Here is a 17,950-nt window from a genome sequence, read left to right on the forward strand (position 1 = left end):
GCTTGTATAGCCTTGACTTTTTATCCCTGCGGTGGGCTATCTTTGCGTTATTGTTGAATAAGATAAATTGAATTTTATCGGAATTATTTATGTTTAGAATAGACCATAGGATATTCACCTGGCAATATTCTATTGCACTTCCACTTCAACCGTTACGATCTTGTTTACCATATAAGTTCTCCGATCTTTATCATGCTGCATGGGCTGTGTATTTCCATTACTATCCGTTGCTCTTGACATTAACTTACGCCGCTGTTGTCCCGTCGGAACCTGCCAGTTATATTCCCAAAGCCGCCATGCGAACCTAACGGACTTGCCTAATAACTTTGCCGATTGCCAGGTTATACCTTCATCGAAGCTTACCTCAACTTTTGCTACTTCATTTTCTCCGCACCAGGCAGCACCATGCACCCTGTATTTTTTTCCAGCGGGCACCACCTCACTTAGAGCCGGTCTGGCAATCTCCGCTTTTACCTGTACCTCGGTCACAGCGGTCAGTGTCGGCTGGTCATCAGTGCGTTTCCAGTAAGCATATTCCAGGGTTTGCCAATAACCTTCAAACGGTTTATCCACTGCTACTATCTTGGTAAGCCATTTTACGGAAGCCATACCATACCAGCCCGGAATGATAGCCCTTACCGGGTACCCATGCTCCGGGCTAAGCTCTTTTCCATTCATTTGATAGGCAATGACCACCTCCGCCTGCATCGCTTTAGTAAGTGGTAAACTTCTGGCAAAGTGGATAGCGCCGGGAGACTTGGGTTCTTCCGAGACTTCACCTTTGTCTGCGCCTTCCAAAATGATCTCTACTGTTCCCGGCTTTACCCCGGCCTTTTCTAATAATACAGAAAGTGGTACGCCGGTCCATTCTGCGTTTCCGACGGCACCCTGTTCCCACAATAAGCCTTTCACCTTTGGAGCCAGGTTGGCTCGCCCGTTTCCGGCACATTCCAATGTTGCCATCACTTTTTTAGCAGGCAATGCACGTAACTCATCATAGGTTAGTGTAATCTCTTTATTAACATGCCCTCCGATCGTCATTTTCCACTCTTTTGCCTGCAATTTCGGAATGGGAAAATGAGTTCGAATGAAGAATTGGTTATTTGGCGTGATTGCGCTTGATAGCATCGGAAAAGGAAATTCAAAATTGACCGGTTCTTTTTCTCTGATGATCAAGCCCGGGAATGATGGTTCAGCTGCGTTATTTGTGTTTTTTGCTAAAGCGATACCCGGAATGAATGCGGTTGCCATGACAGGAAACGTTCCCTTCAGGAAAGCACGTCTTCCATTGCCGTTCGGTTCACTGTTTTGCCCTTTGTCCATAATTGATCAATTTTGATTTGAGTGATAAGTAGTTAAGGTTTGGTATTACATTTTGTTTGCGGCAATAGGCTCAAGGGTTACCAATAATTCAGCCTCTTAATTGCTTAAATTATATGCATAACGCAGGCACGAACACTAATAAGAAAAGATAAATCCCCTTGACATGGTATATCATGTAGAGATGATTGCGTTAACTTTATCAATATTTTATCGCTTAAATCCCCTGTGTCTTTCCTTATCTTCATCCTTTGATACTTCGTTATTGTACATAACTGGTTGAAATGTTAGTTTTCCTTCTTCCGGCTCTGAAAAAGCATTGGCATTTTGTAACTGATATTGCATTTCATCCATGTTTGCACCAGTAATTGTCGCACTGAATTGCTGGGCGCGGGATAACATACGAATATAGGCGGATGGTATTTGCTGGCGTGTTAATTTACGTAGCGCTCCCATATAATCTTCCCTGTAAACAGTTGGTATAATGATCCTGGTTTGTCCCGCCTTTACCAATTCTGCATTCATCATCACCCGAGCCAGTCGGCCGTTGCCGTCCAGAAATGGATGGACTTCACTGATCATAAACATCATGAAGGCTGCTTTTGCAAAAGGATCGTTCAAATTCCTATAAAAGTCAAAACCTTTTGTCAACGTTCCTTTTACTAAGCTTTGGTCAACGAAAAAAGTATCGCCTGCTCGGTTATTCTTATCTTTAAATTCTCCCGGCTTCTTTGATAAACGGGCACTAAGTAAAATCTTATGGCGATACTGCAGAACATGCAGCAACTGTTCTGCAGTTTGCGGGATAATTGACATTTCTTGATAGTTGCTCAACAACTTATAGGTACCCAAAATATCATGCGAATCCTCGTCGCGGGCTGGCAGTGGTGTTTCTGTCTGAATGATTTTCTTCGCTTCGCCAATTTCAAATTCTGTCCCTTCTATGTAGTTTGAAAAGTAAGCCTCGAAAAATGCAAAATTCCGAAAGGTATAACTTGATGAATTTTCCTCAGGTAAAGATGGAAATTCATCCTGCTGTAACTCTACAAAAAGTTTTTCAAAAAGTGATACTCTATTCGGGTCATAAGGATGCCCGAATGTGCGGGCAATAGCTATGGGCGATGATAAAATGTTGGCATGGCCAGTTGCCAGTAAAGCGCTGATCAGCTTATTCATTTTATTAAACTCCTTTACCATCCCTATTCTGCCCGAAATCTCCCTTGCTTTGTCTCTTAGTTCATTCAACCCAGCCTCACCTTTTACCCTTGCTATCTTTTCCAATCGTTCTTCCAGTTCAGGTATGGTTAAAGTTTTTGATTCAGGTCCGGGTTTTCGGGAATCCTGAAAATTTTCGAGAAACGCCCGTGCCTGTTGCGAAACATATAAACCTAGAGTGAGCGGGTTGTCGCCATCAATATAATGAGGCCCGTCCATAATATTTAAGGTTACTCCTGGAACTTTTGACTTTCGCTTATAGCTGTAAGTCAAAAAAATATCACCGGTATTGGTTGGTTTAAACTCCAGTGCCGAACGGTGACTTAGTATTATTCCCGGATATAAATGGCCGATAATGGAAAACAGGTTTCTTTTGACAATTTCTTCCGGAGAGTCAGTAAAATTCGGTGTATAAACGCGGGGGAGCAACTTACGAAGTTTCTTTTCTTTTACCAATTGGCCGATCTGCCTGCTTAGGCCCGGTTCACTGCTTGAAAAAATAATTTCCTGTAAATGCAATGGCAAACTCTTATCCATAATCAAAATGCTGCAAAAATTTCACCCTAAACTAATGAAACAACCCCTAAAAAGCAAAAATTTCACCCTAAATGGCGTTTTTTGACAAAAATCTCACCCTAAATAAATTTTTATAGTATGTCTATCTATGCGTATAATGAAATAGAGACTTCAAAATTAATAGACTTCTTCTCGCTGGCCGCCATGCAATTGAACTCACCATTCCTTATTCATCGCTTAAGCAACCAACCGCGCGAGCCGGTTAAAATGTCAAGGCCGTGGCGCATCCGCTGAAAGCGGACAACCCGAGCCACGCTTGTATAGCCTTGACTTTTTATCCCGGCGGCGGGATATCTTTGCGGATAGGGGTGAAAAAGGGACCATTCTCCATCCTTTATCTAAATGACGGTTTTTAATTAATACTCAGGCCATTAGTATATTACAGTATTAATATATATCTTTGTTCATCTTAAAACGGAAATGATGTCTTCCGTTTAAAATAACCGCCTCGTGCTGATGACGTCTACAAATATTGCACAAGACCATGCAGGTTTTGCGCGTAAAATTATTTGTAGGTGAAAAGATCAGCGTCTCTCTTTTACATTATTAAGCAAAATTCTGCCGGTTTAGGTTGCTACCTGGTGCCATTATTCCTTTTTGGGCTAAGCCTTGGTAAAGCGGAGAGCTTCATCCTCATCAATTCTTTTTCAGGTGGCGGACACAATAAATTACTTCAGCTCTTAACAGAAATCAGCGGGGGCATGATACTGTCAGCTATTTTCGTACTGATCTTTGCGCGTACCCGGCCCGTGGGGACCATTTTGGCTGTTGCGATCCTTTTTATTGCCTGGTGTGTCTGTATCACATTGATAAATCTTAAATATCTTAATATATGAAAATCAAACAATTTAAAGCGAGAGAAATCTTGGATTCGCGTGGCAACCCTACAGTGGAGGCTGAGATTGAACTCGAAAACGGGGCAAAAGCAAGGGGAATATCACCATCAGGCGCCAGTACCGGAGAAAAGGAAGCGGTTGAACTGCGTGATGGCGACGCTAAACGCTATAACGGGAAAGGTGTCGAAAAGGCCGTCGCTCAAATGAATGGCGAGGTTGCAGAAGTTATGTCGGCCACGGAGTTTGTTGACCAGAAAACATTTGACGAGTTGCTTATTAAGTTGGATGGTACTGAAAATAAATCACGATTAGGAGCCAATGCAATTTTGGCCGCCTCTATTGCTTTTGCGCGTGTACAGTCTGTTTCAAAAAACATCCCTCTATATCGTCAGCTGATCGAAAGAGATATTTATACAATGCCTGTTCCGTGCATGAATGTTATCAACGGCGGCAGACATGCTGATAATAATATCGATTTCCAGGAATTCATGATCGCTCCGCACAATGCGCCGTCCTTTAAGGAAAGCATCCGTATGGGGGAAGAAGTATTTCATAGCTTGCGCAGCCTCCTTAAAAGCAAAGGTTACTATACCGGTGTAGGTGATGAAGGCGGTTTCGCCCCAAATTTAAAATCTAACGAAGAAGCAATGGAGGTGATACTGGAAGCTATTCAGAAAGCGGGGTACAAACCGGGCGCGGATATCTCAATTTGCCTTGACCCCGCCACCAGCGAGATGTGGCAAAACGGTAAATACCTGTTTTATAAAAGCGATCAGCGTCAGATCACTACCGAAGAATTGGTTATGTTGTGGGATAGGTGGATCAAGCAGTATCCAATTGTATTATTAGAAGATGGACTGGGCGAGAATGACTGGAAGGGCTGGAAACAAATGACAGCTGCTTTAGGTAATATAGTTGAACTGGTGGGTGACGATATCTTCTGCACTAATCCTGCCATCATCACCGAAGGGATCAAGGAGGGTATTGGTAACAGTGTGTTGATCAAATTAAATCAGATCGGCACCATTACGGAAACGCTGGAAGCTGTGAAACTGGCACAGGCAAATAATTATAACTGCTTCATCTCTCACAGGAGCGGTGAAACCGAAGATACAACCATCGCAGATCTCGTAGTAGCTACTAACGCGGGGCACATCAAAACCGGTAGCGGGTGCCGTTCCGAGCGGATCGCTAAATTCAATCAGTTACTACGTATAGAAGAAGAATTAGGCGCTAAAGCGTCGTTCGCTGGAATAGAAACTTTTAAAATATGATCGGAAAATGGACGACAATACGATAAACCTGAAAGAACATTACGCCATCCTAAAACAGCTCTTTAAATGGACGGTGCTGGTAATCCCTATAGCGCTGATGGTCGGCAGTATGATCGCTTTCTTTTTATGGCTTTTGGGCGCCGCCATTCATTTTCGCTTCGCGCATTTTTGGCTGCTCTTCCTGTTGCCATTAGCCGGGATACTTATTCATTTCATATATCAATCGGTAGGTAAATCCTCTGAAAAAGGAAATAATCTGATCATGGAACAGATCCATGAAGCGGGTGGAGGTGTACCTAAACGCATGGCCCCTATTATTCTGATCACCACAGTTATCACTCATTTATTTGGTGGCTCAGCCGGACGTGAGGGTACTGCGGTGCAGATAGGCGGCAGTATCGCTTCTATGTTTGGTAGCTGGTTCAAATTGAAAGGCCCCGATATGCGTATGATATTAACCGCCGGTATGGCAGCAGGTTTCGGCGCTGTCTTTGGCACCCCTGTTACTGGTGCTATATTCGCGATGGAAGTGCTCACTATCGGTAAGATACAATATGACGCATTAATTCCTGCCTTGATCGCTGCTGTTGTCGGCGATATGACCGTATCCGCCTGGCATGTTACCCATGTGCATTACCACATCGACACCCTACCGGCCTATGCGCCGCTTATAGTGTCCGATCTGTTTCATTTTGATCTGTTGTTGTTATTAAAGGTTATCCTGGCATCCGCGGCATTTGGACTGGCAAGTTATCTTTTTGCCGGCATGGTGCATGAGATCAAGACTATCTGCGTTAAACTTTTTAAGCATAAATGGATGATCCCGGTATTTGGCGGCCTGCTTATCATCGGCCTTTATTTTATTAACGGCAAGCCTGATTATTTAGGTTTAGGTATTGATGCGGAGCATCCTGGGGCAGTAACTATCCCCTCAGCTTTCCACAACGGCGGCTCGGATACCTGGAGCTGGCTCTGGAAAACCATCTACACCACCGTAACTTTAGGCACCGGGTTTAAGGGAGGTGAAGTTACCCCGCTATTTTATATTGGGGCAACATTAGGAAATACATTATCGATAGTGTTAAATGCCCCTGTAAGCCTTTTTGCCGCATTGGGATTTATCGCAGTGTTTGCCGGTGCTACAAATACACCACTTGCCTGTACTTTTATGGGTATCGAGCTTTTTGGTGGTGAACATGCGCTACTATTTGCCGTAGCTTGTTTTACCGCATATATCTTTAGTGGGCATTCAGGCATCTACAGTGCGCAGCGCATTGCTGTTCCTAAAATATCCGATGATCACTATGCCCATGAGGCTACGCTTTCAGAAGCTATGACGCGAAGAGGCTATTTACACCGGAAATTAAGCAAATACCGGATCTCTTTTAAAAAAGAAAAATCATGAGTAAAGCGGCGATAGTTGAACAGGCTTTTGGAAAACTACAGATACGTGCAGCCAAAGGAAAAGTACGGCCGGAAGGGCTTTTACACCACAGAAATGATCATGGCGGGAACACAGGGTTGAAAAGGATTGAACCGTCTGCTAATCGGAAGCATAACTGAGGGAGTATAACGCGCTAAAGGCTGATGCTTTTCTGTTTTTTATATAGCTTTCGCCTATTAGTGGAAATAAAGTTTTTTTAATTATGAAAATATTGATCGTTGAAGATGAGCCGGAACTGTTGCAAAGCATCCGTTTGTTCCTGACCGGTCAGAGCTACCGCTGCGAAGTAGCTAATGACTACGAAACCGCCTGTGAAAAAATCATAAATGATATTTTTGATTGTATCATACTTGACATCTCACTACCTGGCGGTAACGGTTTTGATCTTGTTAAATTGATAAAAAAGCTTAAAAAAGATGATGGCGTAATAATCGTTTCAGCTTTCAATGAATTGGATAATAAATTAAACGGCCTTAAGCTTGGTGCTGATGATTACCTGGCTAAACCATTCCATCTGGCAGAATTAAGCGCCAGGCTACATGCGATCATCCGCCGCCGAAATTTTAGTGGCGCTGAAGTTTTTGTGCATAATGAACTGCGTGTACAAGTCGAAGATAAAATGGTATTTGTGCATGATAAAGCACTTGTATTAAACAAGAAAGAATTAGACCTGCTGTTGTTTCTGATCTCCAACAGAAAACGTATTATCTCAAAATCGGCCATTTCACAGCACCTGTCCCAAAATGAAAGTGGCTATTTCCGTAGTTACGATGTAGTGTATGCCCATATGAAAAACCTGAAAAAGAAATTGACCGATGCGGGCTGCCGTGACTACATTAAAACCATTTATGGTGTAGGTTATAAACTTGACTGCGATGAAGCTATTGACTAAAACCTCCAGGATACTGCTGGGTTACGCCATTGTTGTACTGCTGGTGAGCATCCCCCTTTTTTATTTTGTGATCGAGCAATTGTATTATCAGGATATAGATGATGCTTTAAGGTTACGGAAAGAGGAGTTGATCATCAGGACTAAAAAGTTACAGAGCGAGCGGGACATTGCACTATGGCTGGCTATGGATAACGATGTTAAGATCGGGGCATCTGCGCCACCACTCCGCGATTCTATTTACCCCAAACTGTATCTGGACACCTTAGCGCATGAAATGGAACCATACCGCGAACTGGCAACATCGCTGCAAGTGAATCATAGAAGATATCGTGCTACTATTCGCCGATCTTTAGTCGAAAGCCAGGATCTCATTGTTGGCATTGCTGAAGTACAAGGAATCTTGCTGATCATCCTTTTCATCGGATGGCTACTGATCAACAGGAATATATCTAAAAAAATATGGAGCCCATTTGACCAGATCATTGACTGGCTTCAAAACTATGAGGTTGATAAAGAGCAAACCTTGATCTATACGGATTCGGGGGTCATGGAGTTCGACCAGTTGAACAGGGTAGTGAACGAATTGGTCAATAAAAATCAAAAGACCTACTCAGATCAAAAAAACTTTATTGAGAACGCCTCGCACGAAATGCAAACACCTGTGGCCATTTTACAGTCTAAACTTGATCTGCTGCTTCAATCCCAGGGCCTAACCAGAGAGCAAGCGCATCACCTGCAATCATCATATGAGGTAATTGAGCGTTTAACACATTTAAACCAGAGTTTGCTATTGTTATCCAGAATAGAAAATCAACAATTCCCTGACCTGGTTGAAGTGAGCATAAAAACGGCCGTAGCCAAGATACTTGACCACCTTCAGGCATTGATCGATGACAAACCGATCAGCCTTTCTGTTTATCTGAATGCAGATAGAATGCTGCAGGGACACCCGGTCCTGATAGAAATATTACTCTCCAACCTCATCACCAATGCCGTTCATCACACACCCGCGAAAGGACATATCCATATTGCCATTACCGATCATTGTTTTTTGATCGAAAACTCGGGTACACCGCTTTCGTTCGATCATAGCCAACTGTTTTCCCGGTTCGGAAAAAAGAACACTAATCGCCAGGGCGTTGGTCTGGGTTTGGCCATAGCTCACGAGATCAGCCAGCTTTATCAGTTGAAGTTACACTATCAGTTCAGGGAACAGAAGCACCAATTCGCTATCGTTTTTTAGCATTTCAGAAATTTTTCAGAATGTCCGGCCACATTTGATCTGGTTAAAGCGACATTATGAAAAGATATGGTTTACTGCTATCATTTTTATTATTAACAGGTGCAGCAAATGCACAGGAAAAGCTCAAATTAGTCCGTACGATAACCCTTCCAGCCGTTAAAGGAAGCTTTGACCTGATGGCTTATGATATTGGTGGTCATCGCCTTTTTCTTTCAGCTCAGGACGATCATTCAGTGGAAGTGATCGATCTGCAAAAGGGTAAATTGATCAAAAGCCTGTCTGGCTTTAATGAACCCAAGTGGTGCTTTTTCGATCATGAAACAGGGTTGCTTTATGTAGCAACGGGTAAAGATGGTAAGGTTAGCGCTGTTGACAGCCATAACTTTCAAACCGTTAAAACTTATACTTTCCGGGAAAAATGCAATAATTTAAGGTATGATGCCCAAACACATCAGCTTTTTGTAGGTGTTGGCGATACTTTCGGCGCTATCGGAATTATCGACCTGCGGCAGCAAACGATCATTGGACAGATCCCGCTGGCGGGCTTCCCCAAACAGTTTGAATTGACCGCCCAGTGCATCTATGTTAATGTACCGGGTAAAGAGATGGTGCAGGTGATCGACCGCAAAACGTCGAAGATCATTGCCAAATGGAAGGTATCCCCATTAAACGACAATGTGCCTATGGTGCTTGACCGCGAACACCAGCTACTCTATATAGGATGTGCTGGTGGTCGTTTGGTTGTATACGATGTTTCAAGCGAAAAGCAAGCAGGCTCAATATCCATACATAAAGATGTGGATGGCATTTATCTTGACCCAAAGCGTCAACAGCTTTATGTGTCTTGTGGCGAAGGGTTTATAGATATCATTGGGGTTGATAAACAACGCTTGGCCAGCATTGGCCAGTTAACAACGCGGGTTGGTGCAGGTACGTCATTATTCATCCCCCAGATCAATCGCTATGTGCTCGCAGAGCCTCAGACGAGCGATCAACCTGCCGCGATCCGGATCTACCAACCGATGTAATGACTATGAGATACCTATTCATCTTTTTTATACTAATGTGCCTTTTCTCAGGATCACTAAAGGCGCAGTCAAAGTTGGATGATTTCCTTGAGCTGAGTTATACCAATAGCCCACTGCTCAATAATGCCAGGAATCAGCAAGTGGTCAATCAGGCAGAAGCAGAACGGATACGCGCATTAACCACCAAATTACAACTGAGCCTTAATGCTAATTATCTCTTCGCCCCGGTATATGTTACCGATGCCGGACACAAGGGCTTTGATATTAATTCCAGCGGCGCTACCAATTATTACGGATACGACCTTGGTACAACCAATGGCGGAAGCTTACAAGGATTACTGGTGGCGAACCAACCTTTGTTTGCAGGCCGGCGGGCCGATATTTTGGCAGCGCAGTCGCTGGTTAACGCACAGATCGATCAAAACACTGTAAAGTTAACCAGGCACGATCTGGAAAAGGCCATTACTGATCAATACATTTTATGCCTGCTCGATAAAAAGCAGGTAAGTAATTCCACCGCCAATATGAAGATCATAGACCAGCAGCGGCTGATCGTCAAAAAACTTGTGAATGCCAGTTTGCTTAAAAACTCCGACCTGATCTTATTAAATATCGAATACGAAAACAACCAGAATATTTTACTGACCTATCAGGCAGCTTATCACAAGAACCTGCTGGAATTGAGGATCATGAGCGGCAGCCGTGATACAACGGAGGTGGAATTGGCCGCGTTGGAACTAAAATTAAAAACACCGGTTGACCGATCCGCATACCTGGAAAAATTCAGGCTGGATAGCCTTGGTCTGGTTGCGACCCAAAATGCTTTTGAAACCAAATACCGGCCGCAAATAAGTGTTTTTGGCAATACGGGGCTTAATGCCACACATTTCAATAATGTTTATGATCGTTTCGGGCTGGCCGCAGGTTTAAGCCTGACATGGAGCATCCTGGATGGACATCAGAAAGAGATCAGCCGTCGTAAAACGACGCTACAGCTGCGATCCGTCGCTTTTAATAAAAGTACCGCGCAACTGCAAAATGATCTTCGTAAAAAGCAGGCGCTGGATGAACTGATGTCCTACGATGGCAGGGTAAAAAACCAGCAAAAACAGCTGAGCGATTACGAGTCTCTTCTAAGTAGCTACCGCACACAGATCATCCAGGCCCAGCTGTCGGTGATCGATTTTATTAATGTTCTGAAGAACCGCACAACAGCACAGCGTGACCTGCTGCAACTGGAAACCAACCGAAACTTATTGATCAACGCCTATAATTACTGGAATTGGTAATGCTTATGAAAAATTACATCATTCTTTTAAGCCTTTTGCTGGCACTCGCCGCCTGCCACAGCAATAACACTGCTCCGGCTAACGAAGCCAGGCCAAAAACCGCTGTTCAGATAACCCGGATCGGGGTTGGTACCATCAGTGATGACCTGGTGCTTTCCGGCACTTCGGTTTACCTTAAAAGAAACATGGTTACCTCCTCCATCGCAGCATTTATTACCAGTGTCTATGTTAAGTTAGGCGATCATGTGCGGAAAGGGCAGCCGCTTTATTTATTGGAATCTAAGGAGCGTAAAGCATTGGGTTCGGATATTAAAAAAGTAGACCCATCACTAAAAAACTTCGGACTGATCACCGTCACTGCGCCGGCTTCGGGTATCATTACCACATTTGATAAGCAGCAAACCGGGGAGTACGTACTGGAGGGTACCCAGCTTTGCACGATCGCCGCCAGTAATGATCTGGCTTTCCAGGTCAACGTCCCTTATGAATATGCAAATCTGGTTAAACCGGGCAAGAAATGTTTGATCACCCTTCCCGATAACACGGTATATAAAGCTACCATTACCACGCCACTGGCTACCATGAACGCGACCGAACAAACACAAGTTTTGCTTGCCCGGCCCGATCAGGATCTATTCTTGCCCGAAAATTTGCTGGCGAAGGTTTCCTTTGATCGCTCTGCACCGGGAAACCAGCAAATACTTCCCAAGTCATGCGTGGTTAGCGACGAGCTACTGAAAAATTTTTGGGTAATGAAATTGGTTAATGACAGCACAGCAGTAAAAGTCCCGATAAAGACCGGCAGTAAGAATAATGCGTCTATTGAGATCCTTTCTCCCACATTTCAAAAAGGTGATAAGATCCTGATCACTGGTAATTATGGTTTAGCCGACACTGCCTTGGTAACTGTTACTAAATAACCGGACATGACAGAAAAGAAAAATTATTTCCGGCAGTTTTCCCGCCCTATCTTATTCGTGGGTGCCATATTATTGGCTGCGGGCATCTATTGCTATACGCATATGCAAACCAACCTCTTTCCCGAGGTGCTGTTCCCGCGTGTGTCCATCATTGCCGAGGCAGGTCAATTACCCATTGACCGGATGATGCTGACGGTGACCAAACCCTTAGAGAGCGCGGTTAAAAAAGTTCGGGGTGTAACTATTGTAAAAAGCAGTACCAGCCGGGGCAGCGTAACCATAGATGTTTATTTTGACTGGGGCCTGGATACTTACGCACAAAAAACACAGATGGAGAGCCGGGTGAATGAGATCAAAAACTTTTTGCCGCCTGGCATCAACATGTCCATCGAAGCGATGAACCAATCGCTTTTCCCCGTATATGGCTATACGCTATCCAGCAAATCCCATGGGCAAGTCGCTTTAAAAGACCAGGCCTACCTTACATTGCGGCCCATATTTTCAAGGATCAAAGGCATCGCTAATGTGGTGACAAGAGGCGGACGTTCCAAAGAGTTCGTCATCATACCCGATGCCGTTAAAATGTCTGCATTGGGTGTCACACCATCTGAAGTTAAAACAGCATTTGCCAACAATAACTACGTCCTTTCCAATGGTAACCTGGCTGATTTTAACCGGATGTACCTAACCCTCACGGATACTCGTGTAATGGATGTAGACGGCCTTTCTAACCTGACCATTCGTAATGATGGCGCAAGACTGATCAAACTTCGCGATTTTGCCACTGTAGATGTGCAGGAGCAACAGGAATTTGTTATTGTCAACGCTAACGGAAAGAACGCCATTCAGATAGACTTGGTTAAGCAGCCCGGAGTAAACCTTATTGACTTTGCAAAAGATGCGGCTGCAAAAGCCGACGAAGTACGTAAAGCTTTACCCGACGATTATGAACTTACGCCATATTACGACCAAAGCGCTTTTGTAGGCGATAGTATTCACAGCGTGATCAAAACGATCTACGAAGGATTGATCCTTGCCGTTATCGTCATGATCTTCTTTTTGAGATCCTGGAGGTCAAGTTTGGCGGTGATGCTATCCATACCTGTTACGCTGGGCTTTACCATCACGGTACTTTACCTGGCCGGTATCACCATTAACATTATGTCGCTTGGAGCTATCGCTGCCTCGGTGGGACTGATCATCGATGATGCCATCGTCATCATTGAACAGATACATCGGGAACATGAAGAATATCCCGAAAAAAATATTTTTGATGTGGTGATAGATGCGATCAAGGCCTTGTTCCCCGCTATGATCGGTTCCTCACTTGCAACCATCGTCATCTTCTTCCCGTTCAGGCTGATGAGCGGACTGGCAGGTAGCTTTTTTAAAGAACTATCTGATACCATGCAGATCACTTTGGTATGCTCGTTCCTGGTTACCTGGCTTCTTCTGCCGGTCTTGCACCTGGTGGTAGGTTACCGGCCGCATAAAGGCAGTGAACATCAACATAACGACTTCACGAACGATAAGCTTTCCTGGCTAACACGCACCTTTAAAAAACCAGTATTTGCGCTGTTGTTTATTGCGTTACTGGGCCTGTCTGCCTACATCGCATCCGCTAAACTGGAAACTGGTTTTTTACCGAACCTGGATGAAGGAACTATCGTACTGGACTATTTTTCGCCCGCAGGCACTTCATTAGAAGAAACAGACCGGCTATGCCGGCAGATGGAAAAGATCGTTACGGCACAGCCCGAAGTGGAAACCTATTCCCGTCGTACAGGTGTTAAGATGGCCTTTAAAACTACGCAGCCTAACTTTGGCGACTATTCTATTCAGCTTAAAAAAGATAGAAATAAAACTACAGACGAAGTGATCAGCGAGCTCCGGGATAAAATAGCTGCACATGTGCCGCTGATGCACATCTCTTTCGGCCAGCGTATTTCCGACCTGCTTGGCGACCTGATGAGCACACCTGCACCGATCGAGATCAAGATATTCGGTGATGACTATACCAAACTTCAGGAACTGGATAAACGAGCGACTGGTATTTTGCAAAAGATCAGCGGTGTGGCCGACCTTGACGATGGCTTGATCCCTGCCGGCCCCTCGCTGGAATTCGTTCCTGATCAGGACAAACTGGACCTGTTCAAAATTTCCCTGACCGATTTCCAGATGCAATTATCGGCATATACCGGGGGCGTACCGTTGGGCATGAACGCTGCCATTGCGGAGCCCTCGGCCTCACAGGCTGCGCTGACAGGGGGTATACAGATCGGCGATTTGCAGGACGGGCAGCAGATGCGCAAGATATTACTGCGCTTTACCAATTTTAAGGACAATGACCTTGAACACCTCAAAAAGCAGCTTATCTTTTTGCCAAACGGACAAACACGGCCATTGTCTTTTTTCTGCACGGTCAATGTCTTGCCCGGCGAGGTGCAGCAAACGCGCGAAGATCTTAAATCCAACATTATTTTAACAGCCCGGTTGGACGGCCGCGATCTTGGCAGTGCGATCAAAGAGATACAACAAAAACTCTCAGCCGGATTGAATTTGCCTAAAGGTTATTTTATCAGCTACGGCGGCGCATATTCGGAACAGCAGCGATCTTTCAATGAACTACTGCTGATCCTTGGACTTGCCGTGGTATTGGTGTTTGCGGTATTACTATTTCTATTCAGAGATTGGTTCCTGGCCGGTCTTGTCATCCTGATCTCGGTTCTTGGAATATGCGGCAGCATTTTGGCCCTCTACCTGGTCAATATTCCGTTAAATGTAAGCAGCTATACTGGGATAATCATGATCGTCGGTATTATCGCCGAGAACGCCATTTTTACGCTTAACCAATTCCGGTTCAACCTGTCAGATTCTGGCGACGTAGATACGTCCATCAATTACGCGATAAGCTTGCGTATCCGCCCTAAGTTAATGACTGCCATCGGTGCCATTCTGGCGTTGATGCCGTTGGCCCTGGGTATTGGCTTAGGTGCTCAGATGCAGCAGCCGTTAGCAGTTGCCGTTATTGGTGGTTTTTTAGCAGCGCTGCCTTTATTGCTTTTTGTATTTCCTTCCCTGATCAGGCTTGGCTACCGAAAGCATCTAAAAACCAATAAAATTTAAAATCACCCGACATGATAAAAATACTGTTTTTAAATAGGATATGGCTTTCTCTTTTGTTATTACTATCGGTAAGTTGTGCCCGTGCGCAAAGTCTTGACCTTCGTTTACTGGAAAGCATTAATGGCCCGGTAAACCCAGGACCAGACGCCACGTGGCGCGCAGTAACCAATAGTGCGCTACCCATCGCAATTGCTACCCCTGTAACTCTGTTTGTCGCGGGGCAGATCGGTCATGATAAAAATCTGAAAGAGCAATCTTACGTAGCGCTGGGAGCCCTGGCCGGTTCGGCGATATTGAGCACTACGCTCAAGGCTGTAATACATCGTGACCGGCCATTTGTTAACCACAGCGACGTGATTTTTGCCAAACAGTTCCCGTCGGATTATAGCATGCCGTCTGGCCATACCACAGTTGCCTTTTCTACGGCTACGACATTGAGCCTGTCTTTTCCTAAATGGTATGTAATTGTCCCTGCCTATGGTTATGCAGCAGCGGTGGGCTATTCGCGTATGTATCTCGGCGTTCATTATCCCAGTGATGTGCTGGGCGGTGCTTTATTGGGATCGGCCTCAGCATACATTACCTATAAGGCTAATAAATGGTTAAGTAAACATAAAAAGATCAATTAAAATGTGGTGGATATACGCTTTATTATCAGCATTCTTTGCTTCCCTCACTGCCATCTTTGCCAAGATCGGCGTAAAGAATGTTAATTCGGACCTTGCGACCGCTATCCGTACGATAGTGATACTTTTTGTAGCCTGGGGGATAGCATTGGCGCGCGGCGAAGTTAAAGGTATGGCAGAGTTATCCAGAAACACCTGGATATTCCTCGGGCTGTCAGGTTTGGCAACTGGCCTGTCATGGATCTTTTACTACAAAGCATTGCAGATGGGAACGGTTTCTCAGGTTGCTCCTGTAGATAAGTTGAGCGTGGCGCTTACTATTATCCTCTCGGTCATCTTTCTTAAAGAAACCGTATCCCTTAAAGCCGCCCTCGGCGCGGCTCTTATTATTTGCGGAACTTTCGTAATGATATTTTAGTTATGATCTCTCGTAAAAATGCCGGATTGTTATGCCTGTTCTGCGTAAGCTCATCAATAGTGCTTGCCACCCTATTTTACAATGAGGATAAAACGATCGTTTTATTTTTAAATCACCTTCATAACCCGACGAGGGACTTATTTTGGCTAACTGTTACCAATGCAGCCGGTATAATTGCCTATGGAATATGTTTTATCGCACTTATCGTTTCCCTGTTCACTACAGAGAAGGCGTTGAAATATAGGTGTTTGGTGATAGTGACTGCCGCTGTCTTCTCTGCCACAGCAGCTACCGTATTGAAATTTATTGTTCAAAGACAAAGACCTTTCCACGTCCTGATGAATGTTCATGTATTAGGCCCGGCTGGCGGATGGTCTTACCCATCGGGACATACCTGCGATGCTTTTTTCCTGGCAACCGTTTTATCCTTGACCTTTCCAGGCTGTAGAAAAACAATTTTGATATTTTACATTTGGGCCGTATTTGTTGGGTTTAGCAGAATCTATTTAGGTGCACATTATCTTTCCGATGTGTTTGGTGGCATAGGCATAAGTAGCGCGATGAGTTTATTGGCATTTCAATTGGTCAATTCGGTTGCAAAAAAGCACCAAGTATTGCTGTAATAATATAATAGTTACCTTTAACGATGATGAATGTGCTTAGATCCGTATCTGTATTTGTACTTGCCGGGCTGTTCGAGATCGGTGGTGGTTATCTCGTTTGGCAATGGCTAAGAGAGGGAAAACCAGTTTGGTATGGCATGATAGGCGCATTTATCCTGGCCATGTATGGCGTTGTCGCGACCTGGCAAACAGTAAGCTTTGGTCGGGCTTATGCCGCATATGGAGGTATTTTTATATTAATGGCACTCATTTGGGCCTGGAAAGTAGATGGTTTTAAGCCTGACCGCTGGGACGTCATTGGTTCCCTGATCGCTGTGATCGGTGCTTGCATAATTATTTATATGCCTAGAAACCAATAAATGGGTTATGATCTTTACGATCTTTAATGTTGATTAATAGCCCTTGCTAATAAAAACGCAGCTCCGGCAGCTAAAGCGCCTATCACAACCACTTTGATCGCGCCGCTAACAGGTGGCTGCCCTGTAAGTTTGCTCTTGAAATAACCGAAAATAAATAAAGCGATCAGCGTTATTATGCATGATCCGCTTAAAGCTTGGGTAGCGTCACTGATAAAGACATAAGGTGACAGCGGTATAATACCGCCGACGATGTACGAAGCCCCTATAGTCAATGCACTCTTCTTAGCCCGCTTGGGATCAGGCCTTTCTAAACCAAGTTCGTAGCGCATCATAAATTCTACCCACTTATCCTTGTCTTTCGACATTTCATTCGCGATCTGCAGCTGTAGATCATTTGACAGGCCAAATCCGGCAAATACCTGCTTAACTTCCTCTTTTTCCTGTTCAGGTAAGCGTTCTACTTCATCATATTCCCGTTTAAGTTCTGAGCGATAATGATCGGCATCCGTCTTCCCGGCTAAAAAGCCGCCGAGGCCCATCGCAATTGAACCTGCCACGATTTCGGCCATACCTGCGGTAACGACGATCCCGGAAGCATTTACGGCACCGCTTAAACCTGCCGCCAAAGCAAAGGGTACAGTCAATCCGTCAGACATGCCAATTACAATGTCCCTAATAGTTTCCGAGCTGTTGACGTGATGTTCGCGATGCATTTTCAAAAATACCTACTACGGTATAAAACACTAATAATCATTTTAATT

Annotated in this window: 16 protein-coding genes and 1 riboswitch; of the genes, 13 read left to right on the forward strand and 3 right to left on the reverse strand. The window is 44.5% G+C overall.

Translation table 11 applies throughout. From position 1 onward, the window contains the following. Positions 1-129: 129 nt before the first annotated feature. Complete coding sequence (locus tag GPM24_RS21455) at positions 130-1,251, reverse strand: sulfite oxidase (protein WP_233268930.1); 1,122 nt, start codon at positions 1,249-1,251, stop codon at positions 130-132. A gap of 279 nt (positions 1,252-1,530) precedes the next feature. Then, complete coding sequence (locus tag GPM24_RS21460; RefSeq protein ID WP_158829699.1) at positions 1,531-3,072, reverse strand: Fic family protein; 1,542 nt, start codon at positions 3,070-3,072, stop codon at positions 1,531-1,533. A gap of 117 nt (positions 3,073-3,189) precedes the next feature. Here GPM24_RS21460 and GPM24_RS21465 point away from each other — a divergent pair, with 117 nt between their 5' ends. From GPM24_RS21465 to GPM24_RS21525, 13 genes are all read left to right on the forward strand, one after another. Further along, positions 3,190-3,345, forward strand: a complete 156-nt coding sequence (locus tag GPM24_RS21465) for a hypothetical protein (RefSeq protein ID WP_158829701.1) — start codon at positions 3,190-3,192, stop codon at positions 3,343-3,345. 173 nt (positions 3,346-3,518) lie between these two features. Then, positions 3,519-3,584, forward strand: a riboswitch (Fluoride riboswitch). A 359-nt stretch (positions 3,585-3,943) separates the two neighbouring features. Next, on the forward strand, positions 3,944-5,221 hold the full coding sequence (gene eno, locus GPM24_RS21470; RefSeq protein ID WP_158829703.1) for a phosphopyruvate hydratase: 1,278 nt from the start codon (positions 3,944-3,946) through the stop codon (positions 5,219-5,221). Between the two features lie 7 nt (positions 5,222-5,228). After that, entirely contained in the window at positions 5,229-6,626 is a 1,398-nt protein-coding gene (locus GPM24_RS21475; RefSeq protein ID WP_158829705.1) for a voltage-gated chloride channel family protein, read from the forward strand. A 241-nt stretch (positions 6,627-6,867) separates the two neighbouring features. Next, complete coding sequence (locus GPM24_RS21480) at positions 6,868-7,557, forward strand: response regulator transcription factor (RefSeq protein ID WP_158829707.1); 690 nt, start codon at positions 6,868-6,870, stop codon at positions 7,555-7,557. Then, positions 7,541-8,800 carry a sensor histidine kinase gene (locus GPM24_RS21485; protein WP_158829709.1) on the forward strand — a complete coding sequence of 420 codons (1,260 nt, stop codon included), beginning with the start codon at positions 7,541-7,543 and terminating at the stop codon, positions 8,798-8,800. The genes GPM24_RS21480 and GPM24_RS21485 overlap by 17 nt, the downstream gene beginning before the upstream one ends. 56 nt (positions 8,801-8,856) lie before the next feature. Continuing rightward, positions 8,857-9,828 (forward strand): YncE family protein, encoded by a 972-nt coding sequence (locus GPM24_RS21490; protein WP_158829711.1) that lies wholly within the window; start codon positions 8,857-8,859, stop codon positions 9,826-9,828. Positions 9,829-9,902: 74 nt separating this feature from the next. Beyond that, entirely contained in the window at positions 9,903-11,117 is a 1,215-nt protein-coding gene (locus GPM24_RS21495) for a TolC family protein (protein WP_158829713.1), read from the forward strand. Positions 11,118-11,122: 5 nt separating this feature from the next. After that, on the forward strand, positions 11,123-12,037 hold the full coding sequence (locus GPM24_RS21500; RefSeq protein WP_158829715.1) for an efflux RND transporter periplasmic adaptor subunit: 915 nt from the start codon (positions 11,123-11,125) through the stop codon (positions 12,035-12,037). A 6-nt stretch (positions 12,038-12,043) separates the two neighbouring features. Beyond that, a complete protein-coding gene (locus GPM24_RS21505; protein ID WP_158829717.1) occupies positions 12,044-15,163 on the forward strand; it encodes an efflux RND transporter permease subunit in 3,120 nt (1,039 codons plus the stop codon). 11 nt (positions 15,164-15,174) lie between these two features. Next, positions 15,175-15,792 (forward strand): phosphatase PAP2 family protein, encoded by a 618-nt coding sequence (locus GPM24_RS21510; RefSeq protein WP_158829719.1) that lies wholly within the window; start codon positions 15,175-15,177, stop codon positions 15,790-15,792. Between the two features lies 1 nt (position 15,793). Then, on the forward strand, positions 15,794-16,207 hold the full coding sequence (locus GPM24_RS21515) for an EamA family transporter (RefSeq protein WP_158829721.1): 414 nt from the start codon (positions 15,794-15,796) through the stop codon (positions 16,205-16,207). A gap of 2 nt (positions 16,208-16,209) precedes the next feature. Next, positions 16,210-16,830 (forward strand): phosphatase PAP2 family protein, encoded by a 621-nt coding sequence (locus GPM24_RS21520; RefSeq protein WP_158829723.1) that lies wholly within the window; start codon positions 16,210-16,212, stop codon positions 16,828-16,830. Between the two features lie 23 nt (positions 16,831-16,853). Continuing rightward, positions 16,854-17,189, forward strand: a complete 336-nt coding sequence (locus tag GPM24_RS21525) for a YnfA family protein (protein WP_233268931.1) — start codon at positions 16,854-16,856, stop codon at positions 17,187-17,189. Positions 17,190-17,212: 23 nt separating this feature from the next. On the opposite strand, the gene GPM24_RS21530 is transcribed toward GPM24_RS21525, so the two are convergent. After that, entirely contained in the window at positions 17,213-17,902 is a 690-nt protein-coding gene (locus GPM24_RS21530) for a VIT1/CCC1 transporter family protein (protein WP_199269828.1), read from the reverse strand. Between the last annotated feature and the right edge of the window lie 48 nt (positions 17,903-17,950).

This window comes from Mucilaginibacter lacusdianchii, from assembly GCF_009770985.1.
GTDB lineage: Bacteria > Bacteroidota > Bacteroidia > Sphingobacteriales > Sphingobacteriaceae > Mucilaginibacter > Mucilaginibacter lacusdianchii.